At 59.3% G+C, this 18,873-nt stretch carries 20 protein-coding genes and 2 pseudogenes; 14 read left to right on the forward strand and 8 right to left on the reverse strand.

The window, feature by feature from the left end:
• From JFT63_RS28955 to JFT63_RS28965, 3 genes are all read left to right on the forward strand, one after another.
• A partial coding sequence (locus tag JFT63_RS28955) for a ThiF family adenylyltransferase (RefSeq protein WP_198845282.1) occupies positions 1-1,050 on the forward strand: 1,050 nt, incomplete at its 5' end.
• Positions 1,047-2,366, forward strand: a complete 1,320-nt coding sequence (locus JFT63_RS28960) for an MFS transporter (protein WP_198845283.1) — start codon at positions 1,047-1,049, stop codon at positions 2,364-2,366. The genes JFT63_RS28955 and JFT63_RS28960, both read left to right, overlap by 4 nt.
• 12 nt (positions 2,367-2,378) lie before the next feature.
• A complete protein-coding gene (locus tag JFT63_RS28965) occupies positions 2,379-3,647 on the forward strand; it encodes a cupin-like domain-containing protein (RefSeq protein ID WP_198708497.1) in 1,269 nt (422 codons plus the stop codon).
• Between the two features lie 42 nt (positions 3,648-3,689).
• On the opposite strand, the gene JFT63_RS28970 is transcribed toward JFT63_RS28965, so the two are convergent.
• Complete coding sequence (locus JFT63_RS28970) at positions 3,690-4,406, reverse strand: autoinducer binding domain-containing protein (protein ID WP_082629703.1); 717 nt, start codon at positions 4,404-4,406, stop codon at positions 3,690-3,692.
• A 141-nt stretch (positions 4,407-4,547) separates the two neighbouring features.
• A complete protein-coding gene (locus tag JFT63_RS28975) occupies positions 4,548-4,925 on the reverse strand; it encodes a hypothetical protein (RefSeq protein WP_057704228.1) in 378 nt (125 codons plus the stop codon).
• 194 nt (positions 4,926-5,119) lie between these two features.
• Here JFT63_RS28975 and JFT63_RS28980 point away from each other — a divergent pair, with 194 nt between their 5' ends.
• The 3 genes from JFT63_RS28980 to def all read left to right on the forward strand — a co-directional run bounded on the left by JFT63_RS28980 (position 5,120) and on the right by def (position 6,978).
• Positions 5,120-5,305: a CsbD family protein gene (locus JFT63_RS28980; RefSeq protein WP_005790739.1), complete on the forward strand. Its 186-nt coding sequence runs from the start codon at positions 5,120-5,122 to the stop codon at positions 5,303-5,305.
• A gap of 179 nt (positions 5,306-5,484) precedes the next feature.
• Positions 5,485-6,435, forward strand: coding sequence for a YihY/virulence factor BrkB family protein (locus tag JFT63_RS28985; protein WP_057704227.1), 951 nt, complete (start codon positions 5,485-5,487; stop codon positions 6,433-6,435).
• Between the two features lie 3 nt (positions 6,436-6,438).
• Entirely contained in the window at positions 6,439-6,978 is a 540-nt protein-coding gene (gene def / locus JFT63_RS28990; protein ID WP_186563028.1) for a peptide deformylase, read from the forward strand.
• A gap of 30 nt (positions 6,979-7,008) precedes the next feature.
• Here the strand turns inward: def and JFT63_RS28995 are convergent, their stop codons facing one another.
• Positions 7,009-7,437, reverse strand: coding sequence for a GNAT family N-acetyltransferase (locus tag JFT63_RS28995; RefSeq protein WP_198845284.1), 429 nt, complete (start codon positions 7,435-7,437; stop codon positions 7,009-7,011).
• Between the two features lie 302 nt (positions 7,438-7,739).
• Between JFT63_RS28995 and JFT63_RS29000 the strand changes: the two genes are divergently transcribed.
• The 6 genes and pseudogenes from JFT63_RS29000 to JFT63_RS30210 form a co-directional block, all read left to right on the forward strand.
• Entirely contained in the window at positions 7,740-8,669 is a 930-nt protein-coding gene (locus JFT63_RS29000; protein ID WP_057704224.1) for a fatty acid desaturase, read from the forward strand.
• Between the two features lie 9 nt (positions 8,670-8,678).
• Entirely contained in the window at positions 8,679-9,470 is a 792-nt protein-coding gene (locus JFT63_RS29005) for a phosphate/phosphite/phosphonate ABC transporter substrate-binding protein (RefSeq protein ID WP_198845285.1), read from the forward strand.
• A gap of 108 nt (positions 9,471-9,578) precedes the next feature.
• Positions 9,579-10,070, forward strand: coding sequence for a sigma-70 family RNA polymerase sigma factor (locus JFT63_RS29010; RefSeq protein WP_057704222.1), 492 nt, complete (start codon positions 9,579-9,581; stop codon positions 10,068-10,070).
• A gap of 48 nt (positions 10,071-10,118) precedes the next feature.
• On the forward strand, positions 10,119-11,129 hold the full coding sequence (locus JFT63_RS29015) for an ABC transporter substrate-binding protein (protein WP_198708862.1): 1,011 nt from the start codon (positions 10,119-10,121) through the stop codon (positions 11,127-11,129).
• 316 nt (positions 11,130-11,445) lie between these two features.
• Positions 11,446-12,069 (forward strand): annotated as a pseudogene (locus tag JFT63_RS30205) (PAS domain-containing protein); the annotation flags it as partial.
• A 165-nt stretch (positions 12,070-12,234) separates the two neighbouring features.
• Positions 12,235-12,660 (forward strand): annotated as a pseudogene (locus JFT63_RS30210) (methyl-accepting chemotaxis protein); the annotation flags it as partial.
• A gap of 123 nt (positions 12,661-12,783) precedes the next feature.
• Here the strand turns inward: JFT63_RS30210 and JFT63_RS29025 are convergent.
• From JFT63_RS29025 to JFT63_RS29045, 5 genes are all read right to left on the reverse strand, one after another.
• Complete coding sequence (locus tag JFT63_RS29025) at positions 12,784-13,242, reverse strand: hypothetical protein (RefSeq protein WP_198845287.1); 459 nt, start codon at positions 13,240-13,242, stop codon at positions 12,784-12,786.
• Between the two features lie 197 nt (positions 13,243-13,439).
• The gene (locus JFT63_RS29030; RefSeq protein ID WP_057704219.1) at positions 13,440-14,177 is read right to left on the reverse strand and encodes an NAD-dependent epimerase/dehydratase family protein; all 738 of its coding nucleotides are present in this window, start codon (positions 14,175-14,177) and stop codon (positions 13,440-13,442) included.
• A gap of 14 nt (positions 14,178-14,191) precedes the next feature.
• Positions 14,192-14,824 carry a glutathione S-transferase family protein gene (locus tag JFT63_RS29035; RefSeq protein WP_198845288.1) on the reverse strand — a complete coding sequence of 211 codons (633 nt, stop codon included), beginning with the start codon at positions 14,822-14,824 and terminating at the stop codon, positions 14,192-14,194.
• A 109-nt stretch (positions 14,825-14,933) separates the two neighbouring features.
• Positions 14,934-15,173: a DUF6124 family protein gene (locus tag JFT63_RS29040; RefSeq protein WP_198845289.1), complete on the reverse strand. Its 240-nt coding sequence runs from the start codon at positions 15,171-15,173 to the stop codon at positions 14,934-14,936.
• Positions 15,174-15,490: 317 nt separating this feature from the next.
• Positions 15,491-16,522 carry a LacI family DNA-binding transcriptional regulator gene (locus JFT63_RS29045; RefSeq protein WP_186563042.1) on the reverse strand — a complete coding sequence of 344 codons (1,032 nt, stop codon included), beginning with the start codon at positions 16,520-16,522 and terminating at the stop codon, positions 15,491-15,493.
• Positions 16,523-16,734: 212 nt separating this feature from the next.
• Between JFT63_RS29045 and JFT63_RS29050 the strand changes: the two genes are divergently transcribed.
• Both JFT63_RS29050 and JFT63_RS29055 read left to right on the forward strand, forming a co-directional pair.
• Complete coding sequence (locus JFT63_RS29050) at positions 16,735-17,268, forward strand: gluconokinase (RefSeq protein WP_198845290.1); 534 nt, start codon at positions 16,735-16,737, stop codon at positions 17,266-17,268.
• Between the two features lie 84 nt (positions 17,269-17,352).
• Positions 17,353-18,705, forward strand: coding sequence for a GntP family permease (locus tag JFT63_RS29055; RefSeq protein ID WP_032895592.1), 1,353 nt, complete (start codon positions 17,353-17,355; stop codon positions 18,703-18,705).
• The last annotated feature ends 168 nt before the right edge of the window (positions 18,706-18,873 follow it).

The following is an 18,873-nucleotide window of genomic DNA, read 5'->3' on the forward strand; positions in this document are numbered from 1 at the left end:
GTGGGGGCGGGTGGATTGGGCTGTCCCGCCTTGATGTATCTGGCTGCCGCTGGCGTCGGCCATATTGGCATTGTCGAGGATGACACCGTCGACATCAGCAACCTGCACCGTCAGCTCCTGTTCGGAGTCGGTGATGTGGGCTCGCCAAAAGGCGCCGTGGCCCGGCAAAAACTGCTCGATAACAACCCGCATATCGACATCCGGCATTTCGCCGAACGGCTCGACGAAAGCAACGTCATGGCTTACGTACACGACTACGACGTGATACTCGACGCCACGGATAACTTCACCACCAAGTACCTGCTCAACGATGCGTGCTATCTGGGCGGTAAGCCGTTGGTGTATGCCTCGATCAGCCAGTTCGAGGGGCAGGTAGCGGTATTCAACCTGCTGGACGCGCATGGACAATGCTCTACCAACCTGCGCGATATTTTCCCCGAGCCACCGCCGGCCGGGCTGGCACAGAATTGTGGCGAAGCCGGTGTGCTGGGGGTGTTGCCGGGCATTGTCGGTTCAATCCAGGCGTTGGAAGCGATCAAGATCCTGAGCGCAGTGGGAGAACCCTCGATCAACCGATTGATGCTCTTTGATGCCTTGAGCCTGCAACTTCGCCAAGTGTCGGTCCGCCACCGCGCCAGCAACCCGCTCAGTGGGGAGCAGCCGCGGATCCGGCAGCCTCAGGCCATCGAGGCCAATTGCGCGGTGGCGGTTGGCGCGCAGTACGCTATTTCGCCCCAGGCACTGGAACAACGCCTGCTCAGCGACACTGTGCTGCAACTGATTGATGTGCGGGACGGTCACGAGCACCTGACGATGTCCCTGGGCGGGATCAACATTCCTTTGAGCGAGTTGCCTCAACGCCTGGCCCAGACAGTGGCTGGCGTTGAGACGGTGATTTACTGCAAAAGCGGCGTGCGCAGCTTGAAAGCCTTGCATGCCATCAGCGCCGCCGTCGGCGAAGGCCGTTGCCGCAGTTTGACCGGAGGGCTGGACGCCTACGTTGCAGCCGGTTGCCTGGAGCGCCTGCGCCGCGCCGAGGGGGTGCAATGAGTAATCCGTCCCTGGGGGGGCTGGGGCGGGATTTCTACCTGATCCAACTGGCAGCGTTTCTGAACGCGGTGGGCACGCGTTGTGGTCAATTTGCAATCGCCTGGTGGGTGCTGGGAAAAACCGCAGACCCCGTTGCGTTTGCAGGCTTTGTCGCGGTGGCTACCTTGGCGGATGTGCTGGCACGCGCCGTGTTTGGCTGGCTGGGCGATCAGTATGACAGGCACCGCTTGCTCGTAGGCTGCTACGCCATCAGCGCGACGATGACCCTGGTATTGGCTGGCCTGGGCACCCTGGACCTCTACCTGCCCTGGTTGATTGCGGGCTGCCTGGCCGTTTCCGGGGTCGCCATCGGCATTCGCGACCCGATCCAGATGAGCCTGACACCCATGCTGGTTGCCACCCATAGGGTCAGCGATGCGGTGCGCCTGAGAAGCATCGTCGGTTCCTCATCTGCGCTGATGGGGCCTCTGGCGGCGGGCATTCTGCTGGGCCCACTGGGCGTGTTGGGCACCCTTTGGCTCAACTCAGTGGCGGTTCTGGTCGCATTGGCGCTGATTGTGCTGGTCAGGGCGCCGGCTGCCGGTCCTAAACCTGGCGCTCGGCAACTGTCCTATCTGGCGACGTGGTACACCCGTACCCGTGAGGGCTTTACCGCGCTCTACCGGGTCAAGCCGGAATGGAACCTCAGCCTGCTGGCGTTCATTGTCAATTTCTCGTTGTATCCACTGTTCGCCGTGCTGTTCCCGGTGTTGATCAATGGCTATTTCCCCCAGGACTTGTGGTTGATCGCCGTCACCGAAGGCGCCTTCGCGGTGGGCCTGCTGGCCGGCAGCCTGTTCCTGGTCAGACGTGCCAATGAGCGTTGGGGCCGGCCCGGTGTGGTATTTGGCGGCTTTCTGCTGGTGGGGCTGGCGATGGTGGGTTGTGGGCTTTTCAGCCAGTTCTTTCACGCCAGGCCCGGTTGGTTCGCCGGGGTAACGGTGCCCTTGTTGTTTATCGCAGGCATTGGCCTGGTCATGGTGACCGTCAATACCTCAACCGTGCGAATGCTGGCTACCCCCGACAATTACCGCAACCGGATCGGGTCAGCGACCTCGTTTGTGTCCGGCATGGTCATCCCTTTCGGGGCGCTGGTCGGTGGCGCGTTCGCTGAAACGCTAGGCGTGGGTTACGCCATGGCTACCTTGGGTTTGCTCATCGTTCTGGCAGCCCTGCCGTGCATGTTCAGTGCAGTACTGGTGCGTGTCCTGGGCATGGGCGATGAACAGATCAAGAACATCTACAAGGATTTTTACCCTGATGCTTTCCCGGATTGAAGGTGAATCATGATGACTGCCACGACCTGCGCCCCTGTGTTCGACGCAAACAATACACCCACCGTGCCGGCGGCTTTCTGGGAGCATTTCGTCAGCCTCTCCCATGACAAGACGCAGCCGGTGGTGCTTGAGCAGGGCGCACTGATAGAGCCACTGCTGAGCCTGGAGGACGCCTTCGACCTGGCCCGAAATGTTGTCGAGTCGGGTGACATGACGGTCAACGCAGATGGCCAGATGCTCAAGCAACCAGCGGTCCCGGGGTTCCCTCGCGCCTTTGACGGGTTCGAGCAGTTTGTGCGCGACTTTGCTGCACTCAATCATGCCGATGGCATTACGTTCACCCGTGATTATTGCCTAAAGCACTCCGGTACCGTTGCGACGAAACTGCGCGCGTTTACCCATGGCTACAGCGAGCGCTACGGCATGCCTTACCCGGGTGCCAACGCCGTATTTATCGGCGGCCGATACCGGTCGACCTGGATCGGCCTGCATAACGACTCATGCGATACCTTCCTGTTTCCGTTGTATGGGCGCAAACGCATGATGATCTGGCCTCCGGCGTATTTCGATGAAATGGCCCTGGAGAAAAAGTCTGCGCTCAACGGGGTGTGCTTCGGGCATATCGATGTCACGCCCTACGCCGCCGATGCCACCATTTACGAAGTCGGGCCAGGGGAGATTTTCTTCATTCCCGCCGGGTGGTGGCACTACAACAAGCTTGATGAGCTGGAAACCACGCTCACCGTGTCGGTTGGCATGTTCAGTCATGGCACGGCCCAGGGCTTCTGTGAAAACCCGATCAAGGCCGCAATGGTGTCCAGGGCCGGTACTGCGCTGACGGGCGCGATTGCCCAGGTGCCAGGCGGGGTATTCGAATCGTTGGCCGACGTGGCACTGCCATTGCCAGTGGCGCAGTTCGTCGATTCGATTCGCGACAACAGCAAAATCCAGATGCTGCTCAAGTTGTCCGCCAACGGCATTATTCGCGACCGCACCTTGGGGCGCCCCGGCGGGGCCGAGTGCTGGCAGCGGGTGGTCCGGGCGAGGGCTGACAGCCCGTTGTACTTGCTGGCGCTGGATCAAGAGGCGGGGTTGCTGTTTGCAGGAGGCGCGATGTTGCGTGTTCAGCCGTTACCGGCTGTGCGTGCGCTGATCAATGTATTGCAGGGCGGGGCGCCAATAACCCTGGCTGAAGCACTGCCTGAACAGGCCGGCAATGAACACCTGCACTCAGTGGTGCGCTGGTTGTATGAGCAAGCCGCGATCGACGTGTTTACCTGAGCGTGTGCTGGCGTAGCGGTCATGGCCGCTACGCCTCGCGCATCAGATATGGCCTTGGGCTACGGCATAAGTAACGGCTTGAACTCGATTACAGGCGCCAATCTTTTTTTGGATATTGCGCAGATGAAAGTTCACTGCGTCGGCAGTCACATTCAATATGCGGCCAATCTCTTCTGAAGTTTTTCCGTCTGCCGTCCAGCGCAGGACTTCTTTTTCTTTATGGCCGAACTCAATATCGAGGGTCTGAGTCAGTGCATCTTCCAATTCGAAGATGTGGTAACCGACGGTCTCGGCGAATGCTTTGAGCAGCGGTTTCAGGCTGTCCAGTTCTACCTCTTCAATGCTCCTGGTCTGGCGTGAAAGAGACAGGAGGGCGATATAGCCGCGGGTATTGAACGACGGTTGTGCAATGCCAACATTAAGTTGATGTGCCTTGGCATCTGACCAGAATTGCGGGCACTCTTCAAACAGCGCGTCAGACCAGCAAACAGGCTCGGAAGAGACCTTGCAATGACGGACGGTGGGGTCGATAACGGCGTAGTTCTGCTCTTTGTAGCGTTGAATCCATTGGCTTGGATAGTTGCCATAAAGATGGATTTTTGGCCGCGTGAAGGGCGTTGTTTCGCATACGGCGTAAGCGAAAAAGTCAAAGCCTATGGTGTGGGTAAATACGCGGGCCGATTCGATAAAGTCAGTCAGCGGTTGTGAGGTTGCGCAGTGTTGATTGAGTTGTCTTATCCATGACGTATAACGCTCCATATACTGGGCTCCATTTTATAAAAATGCAGTTCAGTATAGTTACATTTTGAAATATATGTAAATGTGAAGATTCGCGACTGCACTTTGCAGTCGCAATATCAATGACTTATTACTTGTGTGCCCAAGCCCTGCGCGGGTGGGTTACACGGCGAACGTTGCAAAGCTCACGCCCGCACCGGCCGGACGTACATCCTTGAGGAACGAATCCTTGTCCGCGCTCAGCTCCAGGGTAATTTCCGGCTTGCGCTTGCCTGCATTGCGTACCACCAACCCTTCCAGCTTTTCACGCAGGAACACAGTCGGCACCTTCAGGTGCAACAACTGGTCAGTCTCGGCGTTGTGCATCAGCAGATGAATCCACTCGTACTGGCCCACGGCAATCCGTGCCACGGGCAGGTCGAACCACCAGATGTTGCGCTTGTGGTCCAGGTCGGTGAAATGGCAGTTGTTGACGCCGAGTACGGCACCGCCCAGTTCCTGGTTTCTGCGGGCGATAGCCTGTGCTTTATTGAGTTTCATAACCTTCCTACGGATCTGTTATTCAGCGTTGTAGCCTGAATCTGCCGGGCATTCTCGTGGGTTGGGCACAAAACATAAAGCCAAACCTGTGGTGGGCGATGAAATGCCCCGAAAATAAATGAAACTCTGCCGCTTCGCTTCGAGTCAACCGCTACGTAATGACCAAAACCCTCGATTGTTCCAGGAGAAATACCATGAGCAGCACATCGGATAAGGCAAAAGGTTTGGCGAACGAAGCAGTCGGCAACATCAAGCAGGGTATCGGCAAAGTCACGGACAACGACAAGCTGCGTGCTGAAGGCGTGATCCAAGAGAAAAAAGGTGAAGCGCAGCAGGCAGTCGGCAAGACCAAAGACGCGGTGAAAAAAGCCACCGAGTAAGGCGTTCTGCTGGTTTTACCCAGCAGTATGGCGGCCATCCACGGATGGCCGTTTTTGTGTGAACGGTTGCAACTAAACTTTGGAAATTGTTTCAAAGTCGCCAAATGGGCTACTTTGATGTAGAAAACGGCCCCTGAGTCGCCCACGAACTCAACCTCTTTGCGGCGAAAGGAGACGCTATGATTTTTCCGGTACTCGATGGTCTCAAGCTGCACAAGGTGCTGATGCGCACCGTCACTGAATTTATCGATGACGAGATGCCGACTTACGCCTCGGCACTGGCCTACCAGATGCTGTTCTCGTTGTTCCCCTTCCTTCTGTTTCTGATCGCCCTGATCGGTTTCCTGCACCTGCCGGACTTCTTCACCTGGCTGCGCCTGCAGTCGGAACTGGTATTGCCGCCCCAGGCGCTGGAGCAGGTCAACCCGGTGATCGATCAACTGCAGCAGTCCAAGGGTGGCTTACTCTCGGTCGGTATCGTGATTGCGTTGTGGACAGCCTCTGCGGGCGTGCGCCTGATGATGAGCGCGATGAACGCCGCCTACGACGTGGTTGAAGGCCGGCCGATCTGGAAGCGTTTTCCGCTGTCGATTTTCTACACCGTCGGCATCGCCGGCATGTTGCTGGCCGCTGCCGCGCTGATGGTGCTGGGCCCTCAGGTCATGGAGTGGCTGGCCGGGCAGATCGGCATGCAGGAATTCGTCGTCACCCTGTGGACCATCCTGCGCTGGCCATTGATCGTGATCCTGCTGATGTTCGCCGTGGCACTTATGTACTACGTGATGCCTGATGTTGAACAGAAATTTCGGTTCATCACCCCCGGTTCGGTATTGGCGGTGGTGGTGTGGATCGTTGCGTCCCTGGGCTTTGGCTACTACGTCAAAACCTTTGCCGACTACAACGCCATGTATGGCAGTATCGGTGCGATCATTGTCCTGCTCCTGTACTTCTATATTTCCGCCGCGGTGTTGTTGCTGGGTGCGGAAATGAATGCCGTGATCGAACACATGTCGGCCGAAGGCAAGGACCCGGGTGAAAAGGAATTCGACGAGCCGGGCCATGCCGGTGAAAAACAGCACGTCTCTGGCCTCGGCCGCGACCACTCCAAGCCCACTACTGATGAAGTCTGATCAATGATCCGTGAAATCCTGAGAATGGGCGATGAACGCCTGCTGCGTATCGCCCCGCCGGTGCCGCCGGAAATGTTCGACAGTCCCGAGTTGTGGCAACTGATCGACGACATGTTCCAGACCATGGAGCACGTGGGCGGTGTTGGCCTGGCTGCACCGCAGATTGGTGTCGACCTGCAATTGGTGATCTTTGGTTTCGAGGCCAGCGAACGCTACCCTGAAGCGCCGCCGGTGCCGCAGACCATTCTGATCAACCCGCTGATTACGCCGCTGAGCCCGGTGCTGGAAGAGGGCTTCGAAGGCTGTCTGTCCGTGCCCGGTTTGCGCGGCGCCGTAAACCGTTACCAACAGATCCGCTACGAAGGTTTCGATCCCAAGGGCGAGCCGATTGTGCGTTTTGCCGATGGCTTTCATGCACGGGTGGTGCAGCATGAATGCGACCATCTGATCGGTCGGCTGTACCCCTCGCGGATCACCGACTTCAGCAAGTTCGGGTTTATCGACGTGATGTTCCCGGAGTTGGACCCAACGGCTGACGAATAACTCTGGCCATAACGCCGCTCCCACATGGGATCAGTGTTTATTCAGGACTGGGGCATTGAGCCCCATCGCAATCATCGGCTTATTGCGCTTGTAACGCACCAGCCGTTCACTCAGCGATTGCGGCAAAACCGTTTCCTGGCTGAACCCCATGCCCCGATACAACCCTTCCAGGTCCGGATGGCACAGCAACCAGACCGTTTCCTCACAACCTGCCACGGCCTCTTCAATCAGTCGCGCCGCCAGCCCCTGGCCACGATAAGTCGGCGCCACAAACACCCCCGTGAGCCACTGCCCACCGACCACCGGGCTCAAGCACAAGCCGGCCACGATCTCGCGGTCCCGCGCTACCCACAAACGGCCGCCCTTGAGCGCCTTCATCGATGAATTGTGGCTACGGTAAAACTTGTTCAGCAGTGGCCACAGAGGCTCTGCCAGCAGTTCAATGTGCAATGGGTGCATGGCGTTCAGGCAAGCGTTATTCAGGGTCGGGGATTATAAGCGCCTTCTGCCCGGCAATAGGTGGTATACCCAGTGCTACATTCCCTGTTAGCGGAGTACGCATCATGGCCAAAGGTATGGATTCAAAGAAAGCCGCGAAGAAAAAGCCGGCAAAGACCGCGGATGAAAAACGCGCCGACAAGAAGACCAAGAAATCCGAAGCAGGCCTGTTCGGTCACTGAGTTACAAGCTTAGAACCAAACGATCTGCAAGATTTTCCCGCGCTATTGCACAGAGCAGGAAACACCTGCTCTGAGCTGCCGATGACCCACTACCTTGATCTGACCCAACGCCGGGAAATCGAAGCCCTGGCGACGACCTTTGCCGCAAGAACCGAATGGCCGACCTGGTTGCTGTTGATCGGTGTATATGCCGGTTGGTTCGCCGTGATCCTTGGCAGCCAGTGGCTGGGCCTGTGGCTGAGCACACTGTTGCTGATCCCGATCGTGACGCTGTGGCTGTCGGTGCAACACGAACTGCTCCACGGCCACCCAACCCGCTCGTTGTTGCTCAACAAACTCCTCGGCTACGCGCCTTTTGCGGTGTGGTATCCCTACACGCTGTACCGCGACAGCCACCTGTTGCACCACAACGACGACGACCTGACTCTGCCGGGCATCGACCCGGAAAGCCGCTACCTTAATCAGCAGCAATGGGACAACAGCTCGCTGTTCGAACGTGGCGTGCATTGGCTGACCAAGACCGTGCTTGGCCGCTTCCTGCTGGCTGCGCCGTTGGCCATTGGCCGCTTGGCCCGTCATGAGTTTCAACGCCTGCCCCAGGTATGGCCGATGTGGCTGGCCCACGGCGCCGTCACTGGGCTGATGCTGAGTTTCATCGCCGACTACAGTGCGCTTGCGGTGTGGCATTACTTGCTGCTGGTCAGTGTGCCGGCCTTGTCCCTGGCGTCGATCCGTTCCTACTATGAACACCGCCCACACCTGCAACCGGAGCAGCGCACCGTACTCAACGAAGCGTCCTGGCCATGGACCTGGTTGTTTCTCAACAACAACTTGCACCTGGTGCACCACGACCTGCCGAAACTGCCCTGGTACCTGCTGCCCACGGTCTACCGCGCCCGGCGCGAGCAATGGCTGATGCGTAGCGGCGGCTTCCTGGTGCAAGGCTACGGCCAGTTGATCAGCCGTCACGGCCTCAAGGCCATCGACAGCCCCCGGCATCCTTTTGCGTGAGAGATGTTCATGAGTGATCACTACGCCGAACTGCTGATGTATGCCGCGCCCGAACCGGTCCAGCAGGCCAACCGGCAGTGGCTGACGCGCATCCTCGAACACTTGGGCGTGCGGCGTCTTAACGCCGATCACCTCGACTTGCCCAGCCTGTGGCTCGCGCCCGAGTTGCTCATGACCCAAACCTGTGGCTATCCGCTGATGACCCAACTGCGCGGCCAGGTCCGCGTGATCGGCCGCCCGCGCTATGAGCTGCCCCACAGCAGCCACGGCGAACATTGCAGCCTGTTGCTGACTCGCGACGACAACCCACGCCAGACCCTGGCGCAGTTCTACAACAGCCGCGGCGTGATCAACGGCCACGATTCCAACAGTGGCATGAACCTGTTGCGTGAACGCCTGGCGCCATTGCAGCAAGCGGGGCGTTTCTTCGCCAGCGTCGGCATCAGTGGCGCACACCGCGAGAGCCTGCGCTGGCTGCGCGAAGACCGTGCCGACCTCGCGGCCATTGACAGCGTCACCTACGACTACCTCGCCCGTTATGCCCCACAGGAAGTGGCGGGGCTGCGCATCATCACTCGCAGCGCGCCGAGCCCGACCTTGCCTTACATCGGCCCGCTGGGCATGAGTAACAGGCGCGCGGCCCAGATTCGCCAGGCAATGAATCAGGCGTTGCTGGATTTACCGCAGATTGCCCACACACTGGGCGTACACACCGTGCTGCCGGCCAGCGAAGACGACTACCAAGTGCTGCTGGATTACCAGCAACAGGCTGCGAACGCGGGCTACGTGAAACTTTATTAGGTTATATAAAAATACCTTTTAAATATTATTAAAGAATAAGCCGCCTTGCTAGGATCGCTGCACCGGAACACCGGACATAACGCGCAACCTACTTAAGAAGGAGCCACTATGTCCGGCGCCGACACAGCTCACCGCGACTATGTGGGCGCATTATTCCGCAGTCATTACGCCTGGCTATGCAGCCGTTTGCACCGTCACCTCAACTCCCGTGCGCACGCCGAAGACATCGCCGCCGATACATTTGCCCAGCTCCTTGGGGTATCCGGCGTAGCGCCGATCCGTCAGCCCCGCGCCTTGCTGACCACCATTGCCCAGCGCCTGATGTACCAGTTTTGGCGTCGCCGTGACCTGGAGCGCGCCTATCTCGACGGCCTGGATTTCGACGAAACCGCCAGCACGCTCTCTGCGCAAGACCTTGCGCAACAGCTCGAAGCCTTGCAGGCCATCGAGCAATTTCTCGACCGCCTGCCGGCCAAGGTCAAGGCGACCTTTTTACTCGCCCGCCTGCATGGCCTGACTTACCCCGAGATCGCCGTCGAATTGGGGATATCCCAGCGTTCGGTCAGTGACTACATGGCTCGCGCCTTGAGCCGATTTTGAAGACTGCATCCATCACGTGTTGTGAACCGACTGACCAAGAGGCAAGCGATGAAAAAACTGAAAAACCTGCTGGGTTCGCTGTTGGTGCTCACCGCCCTGGCTCAAACGGCCATGGCCACCGAAGCCGGCAAACCCATCCACTTCGGCGATATCACCTGGGAGAGCGGCAGCCTGATCACCGAGTTGCTGCGCCTGATCGTCGAGAAGGGCTACGGTCTGCCCACCGACACCTTGCCCGGCAGTACCGTGAGCCTGGAGGCGGCCTTGGCCAAGGACGATATCCAGGTGATCGGCGAAGAATGGGCCGGGCGCAGTCCTGCGTGGGTCAAGGCCGAGAGTGAAGGCAAAGTGTTCGGTCTGGGTGACACCGTCAAAGGTGCCACCGAAGGCTGGTGGGTGCCCGAATACGTGATCAAGGGCGACGCCGAGCGCGGTATCAAGCCATTGGCGCCAGAGCTCAAGTCGGTGGCGGATCTGGCCCGCTACAAGGACGTCTTTCGCGACCCTGAAGACCCAAGCCGTGGGCGCTTCCTCAACAGCCCCACCGGCTGGACCTCGGAGATCGTCAACAGTCAGAAACTCAAGGCCTATGGCCTGACCGACAGCTTCGTCAACTTCCGCACCGGCTCCGGCGCGGCGCTGGATGCCGAGGTGGCGTCGTCGATCCGGCGCGGCAAACCCGTTTTGTTTTATTACTGGTCGCCCACGCCGCTGCTGGGCCGCTTCAAGCTGGTCAAACTGGAGGAGCCCGCGTTCAACGCTGACGCCTGGAAAACCCTGGCTGACGCCAACCACCCACACCCCGTTGGCACGCGTTCGTTGCCGGCGCACCTGGCCATTGGCGTGTCGGCACCGTTCAAGGCGCAGTACCCGCAACTGGTCGCGTTCTTTGAACAAGTCGACTTGCCGATTGACCTGCTCAACAGCACGCTGGCGCAGATGAGCGAGAAGCGTCTGGCGCCGCGCCAGGTGGCGCTGGCGTTCCTCAAGGAACAGCCGCAGGTCTGGGAGCCATGGGTGCCGGTGACGGTTGCCGCCAAGGTAAAGGCTGGTCTGTAAGCGAGTTCTGCGCTGCCAGCGTCCTGCTGGCAATGCTGGCTGATTGATGGCCTTGCATAGCGCCAAGCCCTGTCTATGCTCACTCAGAACCGTTAATGACGCTGGCATGTGAAGCGTTTGAATGGTTGTGTCCCCATGAAAGTTTGTCAGCACTATCCAACTCAAGAATGGAATGCGCCTACAGGCGCCGGGACTCAAGGGTGATCTGACCATGTTTAACCGCCAGCACAAATCCGACCTGCAACAAATCCAGCACTTTTCCTGTGCGCTCACCGAAGCCAACGCCAAGCTCGCCGCCATCAGCCGTTCCATGGCGATGATCGAGTTCGACCGCACGGGCGTGATCCTCGATGCCAACGAGAATTTCTGCAAAACCATGGGCTACAGCGTCGAGGAAATCCGTGGTCAACATCACCGCCTCTTTTGCGAGGATGCCTACACCCATACCGACGAATACAGCAAGTTATGGCGCGACCTGGCGCGGGGCGAAGCGCTCAGCGGCACCTTCATGCGTTTGAACAAGCGTGGCGAGCAAGTGTGGCTCGAAGCCAGTTACATGCCGGTGCTGGACAGCGACAACCAGGTACGCAGTGTGATCAAGGTCGCGTCGGATATTTCTGCACGGGTGCACCATGAACACGAAAACCAGAGCCTGATCGACGCCATCAGCCGCTCCATGGCTGTGATCGAGTTCACCCCGCAGGGCCAGATCCTCAACGCCAACGACAATTTCCTGCGCACCGTGCAGTATTCACGCGAGGAAATCATCGGTCAGCACCACAGCATGTTCTGTCATCGCAGTGAAGTGGAGTCGCCAGCCTACAAAGCTTTTTGGGCTTCGCTCAATCGCGGCGAATACCATTCCCATCGCTTCGAGCGCAAAAACAAATTCGGCAAAACCTTGTTTCTGGAGGCGTCCTACAACCCGATCTTCGATACCAACGGGCGCCTGTACAAAGTGGTGAAATTTGCCAGCGACATCACCGACCAGGTCACCACCCTGCGCACCGCCGCCGATTCGGCCCACGCCACCTCCGTACAAAACGACGCCTGCGCCCGCAAGGGCTCGCAGGTGGTGCAGCAAACGGTACAGATCATCGAGGCCATCTCCAGCGACCTGAACCAGGCCGCCCACAGCATCGACGCGGTCAACAAACAGTCCGACATCATCGGTGCCATCGTGCAGACCATTCGCAGCATCGCCGAACAAACCAACATGCTGGCGCTCAACGCCGCGATTGAAGCGGCACGAGCCGGCGAGCATGGACGCGGGTTCGCAGTGGTGGCCGATGAAGTGCGCAGCCTCGCAGCACGCACCAGCCAGGCCACGATCGAAATAGTGGATGTGGTGCGCAAGAACCACGACCTGTCATTGAGTGCGGTGACGAGTATGCAGGCGAGCTTGAGCCGCACGGGGCTCGGCGTGGAACTGGCCAATGAAGCGGGGCAGGTGATCCTGGAGATCCAGGAAGGCTCGCGGCATGTGGTGGACGCGATCAGTCAGTTCAACTCGACGCTGCAACTGCAATAGCTGCAAAGCCGTGTGTAGGAGCGAGCTTGCTCGCGAAAAACTCAAGAACGCCGCGTTCATTCTGGATGTGCGCGTCATCGTTGACGACCTTCGCGAGCAAGCTCGCTCCTACAGGGGATGGCCTTAGATCGCGGCCAGGGTTTCTTTCACCGCCTGCGCCTGAGGGTCAGTCGTTTTCGCTGCTACCTGCTGCGCTTGCTGCTGCTTGAACCGCTCGGACACTTCCTTGGCAAATGCCTGCTGTTGCTCGGCTGGCATGGCGTTCAGCTCTTCCAGGGTCAGGCCCCGTTCTTTGAGCAATTGATCACGGATGCGTTCGGCCGGCGTTTTAGTCATGTAGTCGGTGAACTCACTGCGTGCTGAACCGGCCTGCATCTGCACGCGGGTCTTGGCGAAGGCCTCGTCGATACGGTCGCTGTTGTTGTCCAGTTCCTTCTGCGCCGCCGGTAGCGTGACGCTTTGCTGCGCAACTTGCAGGGCACCGCTGTACAGCGCGCTGGCGGCGGCGTTAGCGGGGTCCATGTCGGAGCGCTTGAGTTGCTGGACGGTCGATAGGGCTTGGGCGTTGTTGTTAACCAGCATGATGGGGCACCTATGAAAGTGTTCGGTGCGATGGTTCCAGCAAGTTACATGCCGGTTGCACTATCCCCTTGTTTACGGGGGATGGCGTGGCCGTTGGGGCGAAAGCGCTGCCGCTGGCGGCCAATTGTTGCCGTTAATGGCACATGTTTTTCAGTGCATGAGTACCCGCTCGCATAGCGCGGACACGGACGGCGGGCTCAGTAAGTAATCGCAATTTCAAATGCTTGAAAGGCATCATCCTGCGGATGGTAGCCCAACACCCGCGTGGTTTCGCTCAGATCCAGACGCTTGAAGCGGTTATTGGAAATGCCATGGGCGATCAAATGCTTCACGCCCTCGACCTCGACCGAGCGTTGCAACAACTGCACCGCATCCCGCGGGCTGAGCCAGGCGCTGAGGTCGCGGGCGTTGTTCAGCTCGTGGGTTTCGGGGAATTCAAAGGCGCCGATACGCAGGGCGATGGTCGACAGCGGCGTCTTGGCTGCGTAGTAGCCACACAGTGCCTCGCCGTAGCATTTGCTCACGCCATACAGGTTGGCGGGCATCACCGGCATACCCGCAGTGATCTGGCGATCCACCGGGTAGCCTTCGATGGTTTGCGCACTGCTGGCCAATACCAGGCGCTGCACGCCGGCAACCACGGCGGCTTCGAACAGGTAGGTGGTGGCGAGGATGTTATTGGGCAGCAGTTCGTCGAACGAGGCGCTGGCATGGGGGATGCCCGACAGGTGCACGATCACGTCGATGCCTTCGAGCAGGGTAGCGAGGCTGGATTTATCGCTGAGGTCGGCGTGTACGAAGCGGTGTTCACCCAGGTCGAAGTCCGGCGCGAGGCGGTCGGTAAGCGTGAAGCGGTAACGATCCTTTGATGCTTGGAAAAATGTCTTGCCGATTCTGCCGCAGGCGCCGGTGAGTAGTACGTTGAGTCCGTTCACGGGGTAGTCCCTGTTTAGTTGTGGCCGTCGAGGGCGAAGGTGTGGAAACCTGCGTGCTGGCCGAGCCGCTGATAGTAAGCAGCAATGGCGGGGTAGGGTGGACGCTGCATCGGCGTCACCTGCCAGCGGTGTACCGAGAGGCCGATGAGGATGTCGGCGAGGGTGAACTCATCGCCGGCTACATACGCGCCGGTTTTGGCCAACTGTTGTTCGAGAATGCCCATCCTGTCGTTCCACAGCTTTACGGCGGCGTTGATCTGCACTGCGTCCAGGCCATCCGGGTTGTTGCGCACCAGTGCGGTGAACGCGTCGCCCCAGGCGCGGTTGAGTTCGACGGCTTGCCAGTCAATCCATTGCTCGACGCGGGCTCGTGGCGCGGGCTCGACGGGGAGCAGGTCGCTGCGTTGATAGAGGCCGACCAGGTAGCGGCAGATGGTGTTGGATTCCCATAGCACGCCATGGTCGTCGATCAAGACGGGGATTTGGGCGTTGGGGTTCAAGGCAAGGAATTCGGCGGACTGCGTGGGCTTGAAGCCGATGCCCCAGTCTTCACGCACGTAGTCGATGCCCAGTTCCTGGCAGGTCCACAACACTTTGCGCACGTTGATGGAGGACGTGCGGCCCAAGATTTTCAGTGAATGTCCCATGGTGCTTCCCTGGCGATGGAAAGTGGTCAATCTAGCAGGGGTAAAGTGGGCACGGTTAAAAAATGTGGGAGGGAGCAAGCCCCCTCCCACATCTGGACCGAGTAAGGTCTCAGCAGCGCGGCGCGTGCTGGTCCATGGCTTTGCCTACCAGCAATACGCTCAGCTCACTCAGTTGATGAATGGCCAGGGCCACATCACGGTGTTTGCCGGTGAGGTCATCGGACAGGTCGAGCAGCAAGGTGCTGACGGAGCAGACGGTTTCGTAGCTGTTGATCAGCAGGGTTTCGGTCGGGGTATCGGGGACGACGGTAAAAAGGGTCGTTGGCGGACTGGTTGTAACCTTGCTCATAAAAGGTGTTCCTTAATGTGGCTACACCTCGTCGCTACTAAACGAAGGGGTGGCAGCTGTACGCAGGTTAGTAGACCGGTGAACACCCAAAGCCGGCGCACCCGGAGGTGCCCTACGCACAGCCGCCATCGAACATAGGAGAGGCTCGTGCACTTAGGATGCTCAAATTCAGGCTACTAAACCCGATCACCGAGAAATTCAGCGACCGGCAAACCTTAAAGACCGCCACCCAGGCGCACAAGCCGGCGGATTCTGACGTAAGCGTAGGTAATGGAGCAAGGCACTTGCCGCGATGTCAGCCGCTTCCTACAGCCGTCCTACGTGCTCTCCCGCACCTGCAACTCAAACCCCATATCCACCACCGGCTTGGCAATCTTGTTGCCCGCCATGATCGTCAGCAAATGCTCCGCAGCCCGTCGGCCAATCGCCTCACGCGGCGTGCTGATGCTGCTCAGGCGCGGCACCATGAATGACGACGCGGGCAGATCATTGAAGCCCAGCACCGCGACACGTTCCGGCACCTTGATGCCGTGACGCAGAGCTTCCAGCAGTGCGCCCTGGGCCAGGTCATCGTTGCCGAAGAAGATCGCATCCACATCCGGATGCGCTGCCAGCAATTGCAGGAACAATTCGCCGCCCAGGCCCACGGAGGAGGGGCGAGGTGTCAAAAGTTCCAGTGCCGGGTCGTACATGCCCGCCTGTTGCAAGGCGCGGCGGAAGCCTTCACCGCGCAACAACGTGCGCTGATCCAGTTGCGCGCCGATGTAGGCCAGACGTTTGCGCCCACGGGAGAGTAAATGTGCCGCCGCTGTTTCACCGGCAGCCAGTTGCGAGAAGCCCACGCAGTTCACGCCGGCGTTGGGGTCCAGGTCCATCATGTACACGCAGGGCACATTGCTGGCTTCGACCATCCGTCGGGCGCTTTCGGTGCGATCGAACCCGGTCAACAACAATCCCCGCGGCTGGTAGGCCATGTAGTTACGCAGCAGGTTCTCTTCCTCATCGCGCGAATAATGGGAGTTGCCGATCAGCACTTCAAAGCCCTTGGGCCGCAGCACCTGGTGGATGGCCTCCAGGGTTTCGATAAACAACAGGTTGGACAGCGACGGCACCAGCACCACCACCGAATGGCTCTGGGCCGACGCCAGGGCGCGGGCGGCGGGGTTGACCACGTAGCTGAGTTCAGCGGCGGCCTGTTGGACTTTTTCCACCAGGTCGGTGGCCACCGTGCTGATGCCGCGCAGGGCGCGGGAGGCCGTGATCGGGCTGACCCCGGCCAGGCGTGCAACTTCATTAAGGGTAGGGCGACCCGTCGTGCGGGTATTTTTATCGTTCTTGGAGGTCATCAGGCGGCTTGCCAAACAAAAATCGAGGCACTAAGGTAGCGCTGTCTCCAAAGGGCTGCAAATTATTGAATCCAGGGTTGCCTGATCCGGTTCGAATGATTGGAGCAGATGCACGCGTCACTCCATAAAAATGACAAGTCGGCGCGGGAAAAGCCTGTTTTTGCACTAGCCTTATGCTGTGCAAAGGTAGCGCTATCTGCGTCCTGAGGTGTTTCATGAGTCAACCTGTTACCGCCCTGGTCATCATGGGTGTTTCCGGCTGTGGCAAGTCCAGCGTCAGCGAAGCCCTGTGCCGCCTGAACGGCGCCACGGCCATTGAAGGCGACAGCTTTCACCCCGCCGCGAACATCGACAAGATGAGCGCCGGCCACCCCCTCAACGACGACGACCGCGCCGGCTGGCTCGACATCCTGTGCGATGAACTGCGCCGCTCGCTCAAGGCCGGCGAGCATCCGGTGCTCACCTGTTCGGCCCTGAAAAAGAAATACCGCGACCACCTGCGCGAAGCTGCGCCGGGCCTGGGCTTTGTGTTTCTGGAGCTGACCCGCGAGGTGGCCGCCGACCGCGTGTCCCATCGTCCCGGCCATTTTATGCCGGCAAGCCTGATCGACAGCCAGTTCGCCACCCTTGAATCGCCCAAGGGCGAGCCGCTGACCCTGGCCCTCAACGCCAGTGAAGACAGCGTCGAGGCACTGGCCGAGCAGACCAATACCTGGTGGCTCAAGCACGGCTTTGAACCTACTCATTAATTTTTTGCCGGAAAAGATAGCGCTATCCCCGGCAGAAAATTCAACACCCGCTTTAATAACAACAACAAACAGGAGAGACCCCCCATGTTTGGCATGTCCCACGAGTCTTACCTGCTGCTAGATGCAGTAGTCACTATCATCGGGTTGATCGTACTGATCACCAAGTTCAAGGTGCACCCGTTCATTGCACTGATCATCGCGGCCGGTTTCCTCGGCCTGACCTCGGGCATGCCCGTGGACAAGATCATCAAGGCGTTCCAGGACGGTTTCGGCGGCGTGCTCGGCTTTGTCGGCATTATCCTCGCGCTGGGCACGATGCTCGGCAAGATGATGGCCGAATCCGGCGGTGCCGATCAGATCGCCCAAACCCTGATCCGCGCTTTCGGCAAAGAGAAGGTCCAGTGGGCAATGATGTTCGCCGCGTTCCTGGTGGGCATCCCGCTGTTCTTCGAAATCGGCTTTGTGCTGCTGATCCCGTTGGTGTTTATCGTCGCCCGGCGTACCGGCGTGTCGCTGATCAAGATCGGCATCCCGCTGCTGGCCGGCCTGTCGGCGGTACACGGCCTGGTGCCACCGCACCCGGGCCCGTTGCTGGCCATCGGCGTGTTTGGTGCCGATATCGGCAAGACCATTCTGTACGGCCTGATCGTCGCACTGCCGACCGCCATCATCGCCGGCCCGATCTTCGGTACGTTTATCGCCAAGTACATCCCCGGCAATCCGTCTCAGGAACTGGTGGACCAACTGGCCCGCGAAACCGATAACAAGTCGTTGCCCAGCTTCAGCATCACCCTGATCACCGTGCTCTTGCCGGTATTCCTGATGCTGCTCAAAACCTTCGCCGACATCGCGTTTGCCGAAGGCAACGTGGTGCGCAACTGGATGGACATGATCGGCCACCCGATCACCGCCCTGCTGCTGGCGTTGCTGTTGTCGCTGTACACCTTTGGCCATCGCCAGGGCATCCATTCCAAGCAGATCCTCAAGTTGCTCGACGCCAGCCTGGCGCCGACCGCTGCGATTATCCTGATCATCGGTGCCGGTGGTGGCTTCAAGCAGATGCTGGTGACCAGCGGCGTGGGTGATGTGATCGGCCATATGGCAGTCAACGCACAGATCAACCCGATCCTGCTGGCGTGGCTGGTGGCGGCGGTGATTCGGATTGCCACCGGTTCGGCGACGGTGGCGACCATTACCGGTGCAGGCATTGTGGTGCCGGTGGTCGGCATGATCCCGGGGGTTAACCGTGAGTTGCTGGTACTGGCGACGGGCGCGGGTTCGTTGATTCTGTCTCACGTCAACGATGCGGGGTTCTGGCTGGTCAAGCAGTACTTCAACATGACCGTGGCCGAGACGTTCAAGACCTGGACGGCGATGGAGACCATCCTGTCGATCGTGGCGCTGATCTTCATCATGTTGCTGTCATTGGTGGTGTAAGCCACACCCCAAAGCAAGAGTGGGAACTGATCAAGTGTGGAAGCTGGCTTGCCTGCGATGACGGCCTGCCAGCCCACGCCAATCTACCTGACACTCAGCGATCCAACTGTGGGAGCTGGCTTGCCTGCGATGACGGCCTGCCAGCCCACGCCAATCTACCTGACACTC

Source organism: Pseudomonas sp. MF7453, from assembly GCF_016405455.1.
Lineage (GTDB): Bacteria > Pseudomonadota > Gammaproteobacteria > Pseudomonadales > Pseudomonadaceae > Aquipseudomonas > Aquipseudomonas paralactis.

What these genes read in the sequence shown, in the direction of transcription:
- JFT63_RS28975 (WP_057704228.1), bottom strand. Translation starts at nt 4,925, where the DNA reads ATGAAACTCAATAAAGCACAGGCTATCGCCCGCAGAAACCAGGAACTG.
- JFT63_RS29055 (WP_032895592.1), top strand. Translation starts at nt 17,353, where the DNA reads ATGTTTGGCATGTCCCACGAGTCTTACCTGCTGCTAGATGCAGTAGTC.
- JFT63_RS29025 (WP_198845287.1), bottom strand. Translation starts at nt 13,242, where the DNA reads ATGCTGGTTAACAACAACGCCCAAGCCCTATCGACCGTCCAGCAACTC.
- JFT63_RS29000 (WP_057704224.1), top strand. Translation starts at nt 7,740, where the DNA reads ATGACCCACTACCTTGATCTGACCCAACGCCGGGAAATCGAAGCCCTG.
- JFT63_RS28965 (WP_198708497.1), top strand. Translation starts at nt 2,379, where the DNA reads ATGACTGCCACGACCTGCGCCCCTGTGTTCGACGCAAACAATACACCC.
- JFT63_RS29035 (WP_198845288.1), bottom strand. Translation starts at nt 14,824, where the DNA reads ATGGGACATTCACTGAAAATCTTGGGCCGCACGTCCTCCATCAACGTG.
- JFT63_RS28980 (WP_005790739.1), top strand. Translation starts at nt 5,120, where the DNA reads ATGAGCAGCACATCGGATAAGGCAAAAGGTTTGGCGAACGAAGCAGTC.
- JFT63_RS28960 (WP_198845283.1), top strand. Translation starts at nt 1,047, where the DNA reads ATGAGTAATCCGTCCCTGGGGGGGCTGGGGCGGGATTTCTACCTGATC.
- JFT63_RS29050 (WP_198845290.1), top strand. Translation starts at nt 16,735, where the DNA reads ATGAGTCAACCTGTTACCGCCCTGGTCATCATGGGTGTTTCCGGCTGT.
- def (WP_186563028.1), top strand. Translation starts at nt 6,439, where the DNA reads ATGATCCGTGAAATCCTGAGAATGGGCGATGAACGCCTGCTGCGTATC.
- JFT63_RS29005 (WP_198845285.1), top strand. Translation starts at nt 8,679, where the DNA reads ATGAGTGATCACTACGCCGAACTGCTGATGTATGCCGCGCCCGAACCG.
- JFT63_RS29010 (WP_057704222.1), top strand. Translation starts at nt 9,579, where the DNA reads ATGTCCGGCGCCGACACAGCTCACCGCGACTATGTGGGCGCATTATTC.
- JFT63_RS28995 (WP_198845284.1), bottom strand. Translation starts at nt 7,437, where the DNA reads ATGCACCCATTGCACATTGAACTGCTGGCAGAGCCTCTGTGGCCACTG.
- JFT63_RS28985 (WP_057704227.1), top strand. Translation starts at nt 5,485, where the DNA reads ATGATTTTTCCGGTACTCGATGGTCTCAAGCTGCACAAGGTGCTGATG.
- JFT63_RS28970 (WP_082629703.1), bottom strand. Translation starts at nt 4,406, where the DNA reads ATGGAGCGTTATACGTCATGGATAAGACAACTCAATCAACACTGCGCA.
- JFT63_RS29015 (WP_198708862.1), top strand. Translation starts at nt 10,119, where the DNA reads ATGAAAAAACTGAAAAACCTGCTGGGTTCGCTGTTGGTGCTCACCGCC.
- JFT63_RS29040 (WP_198845289.1), bottom strand. Translation starts at nt 15,173, where the DNA reads ATGAGCAAGGTTACAACCAGTCCGCCAACGACCCTTTTTACCGTCGTC.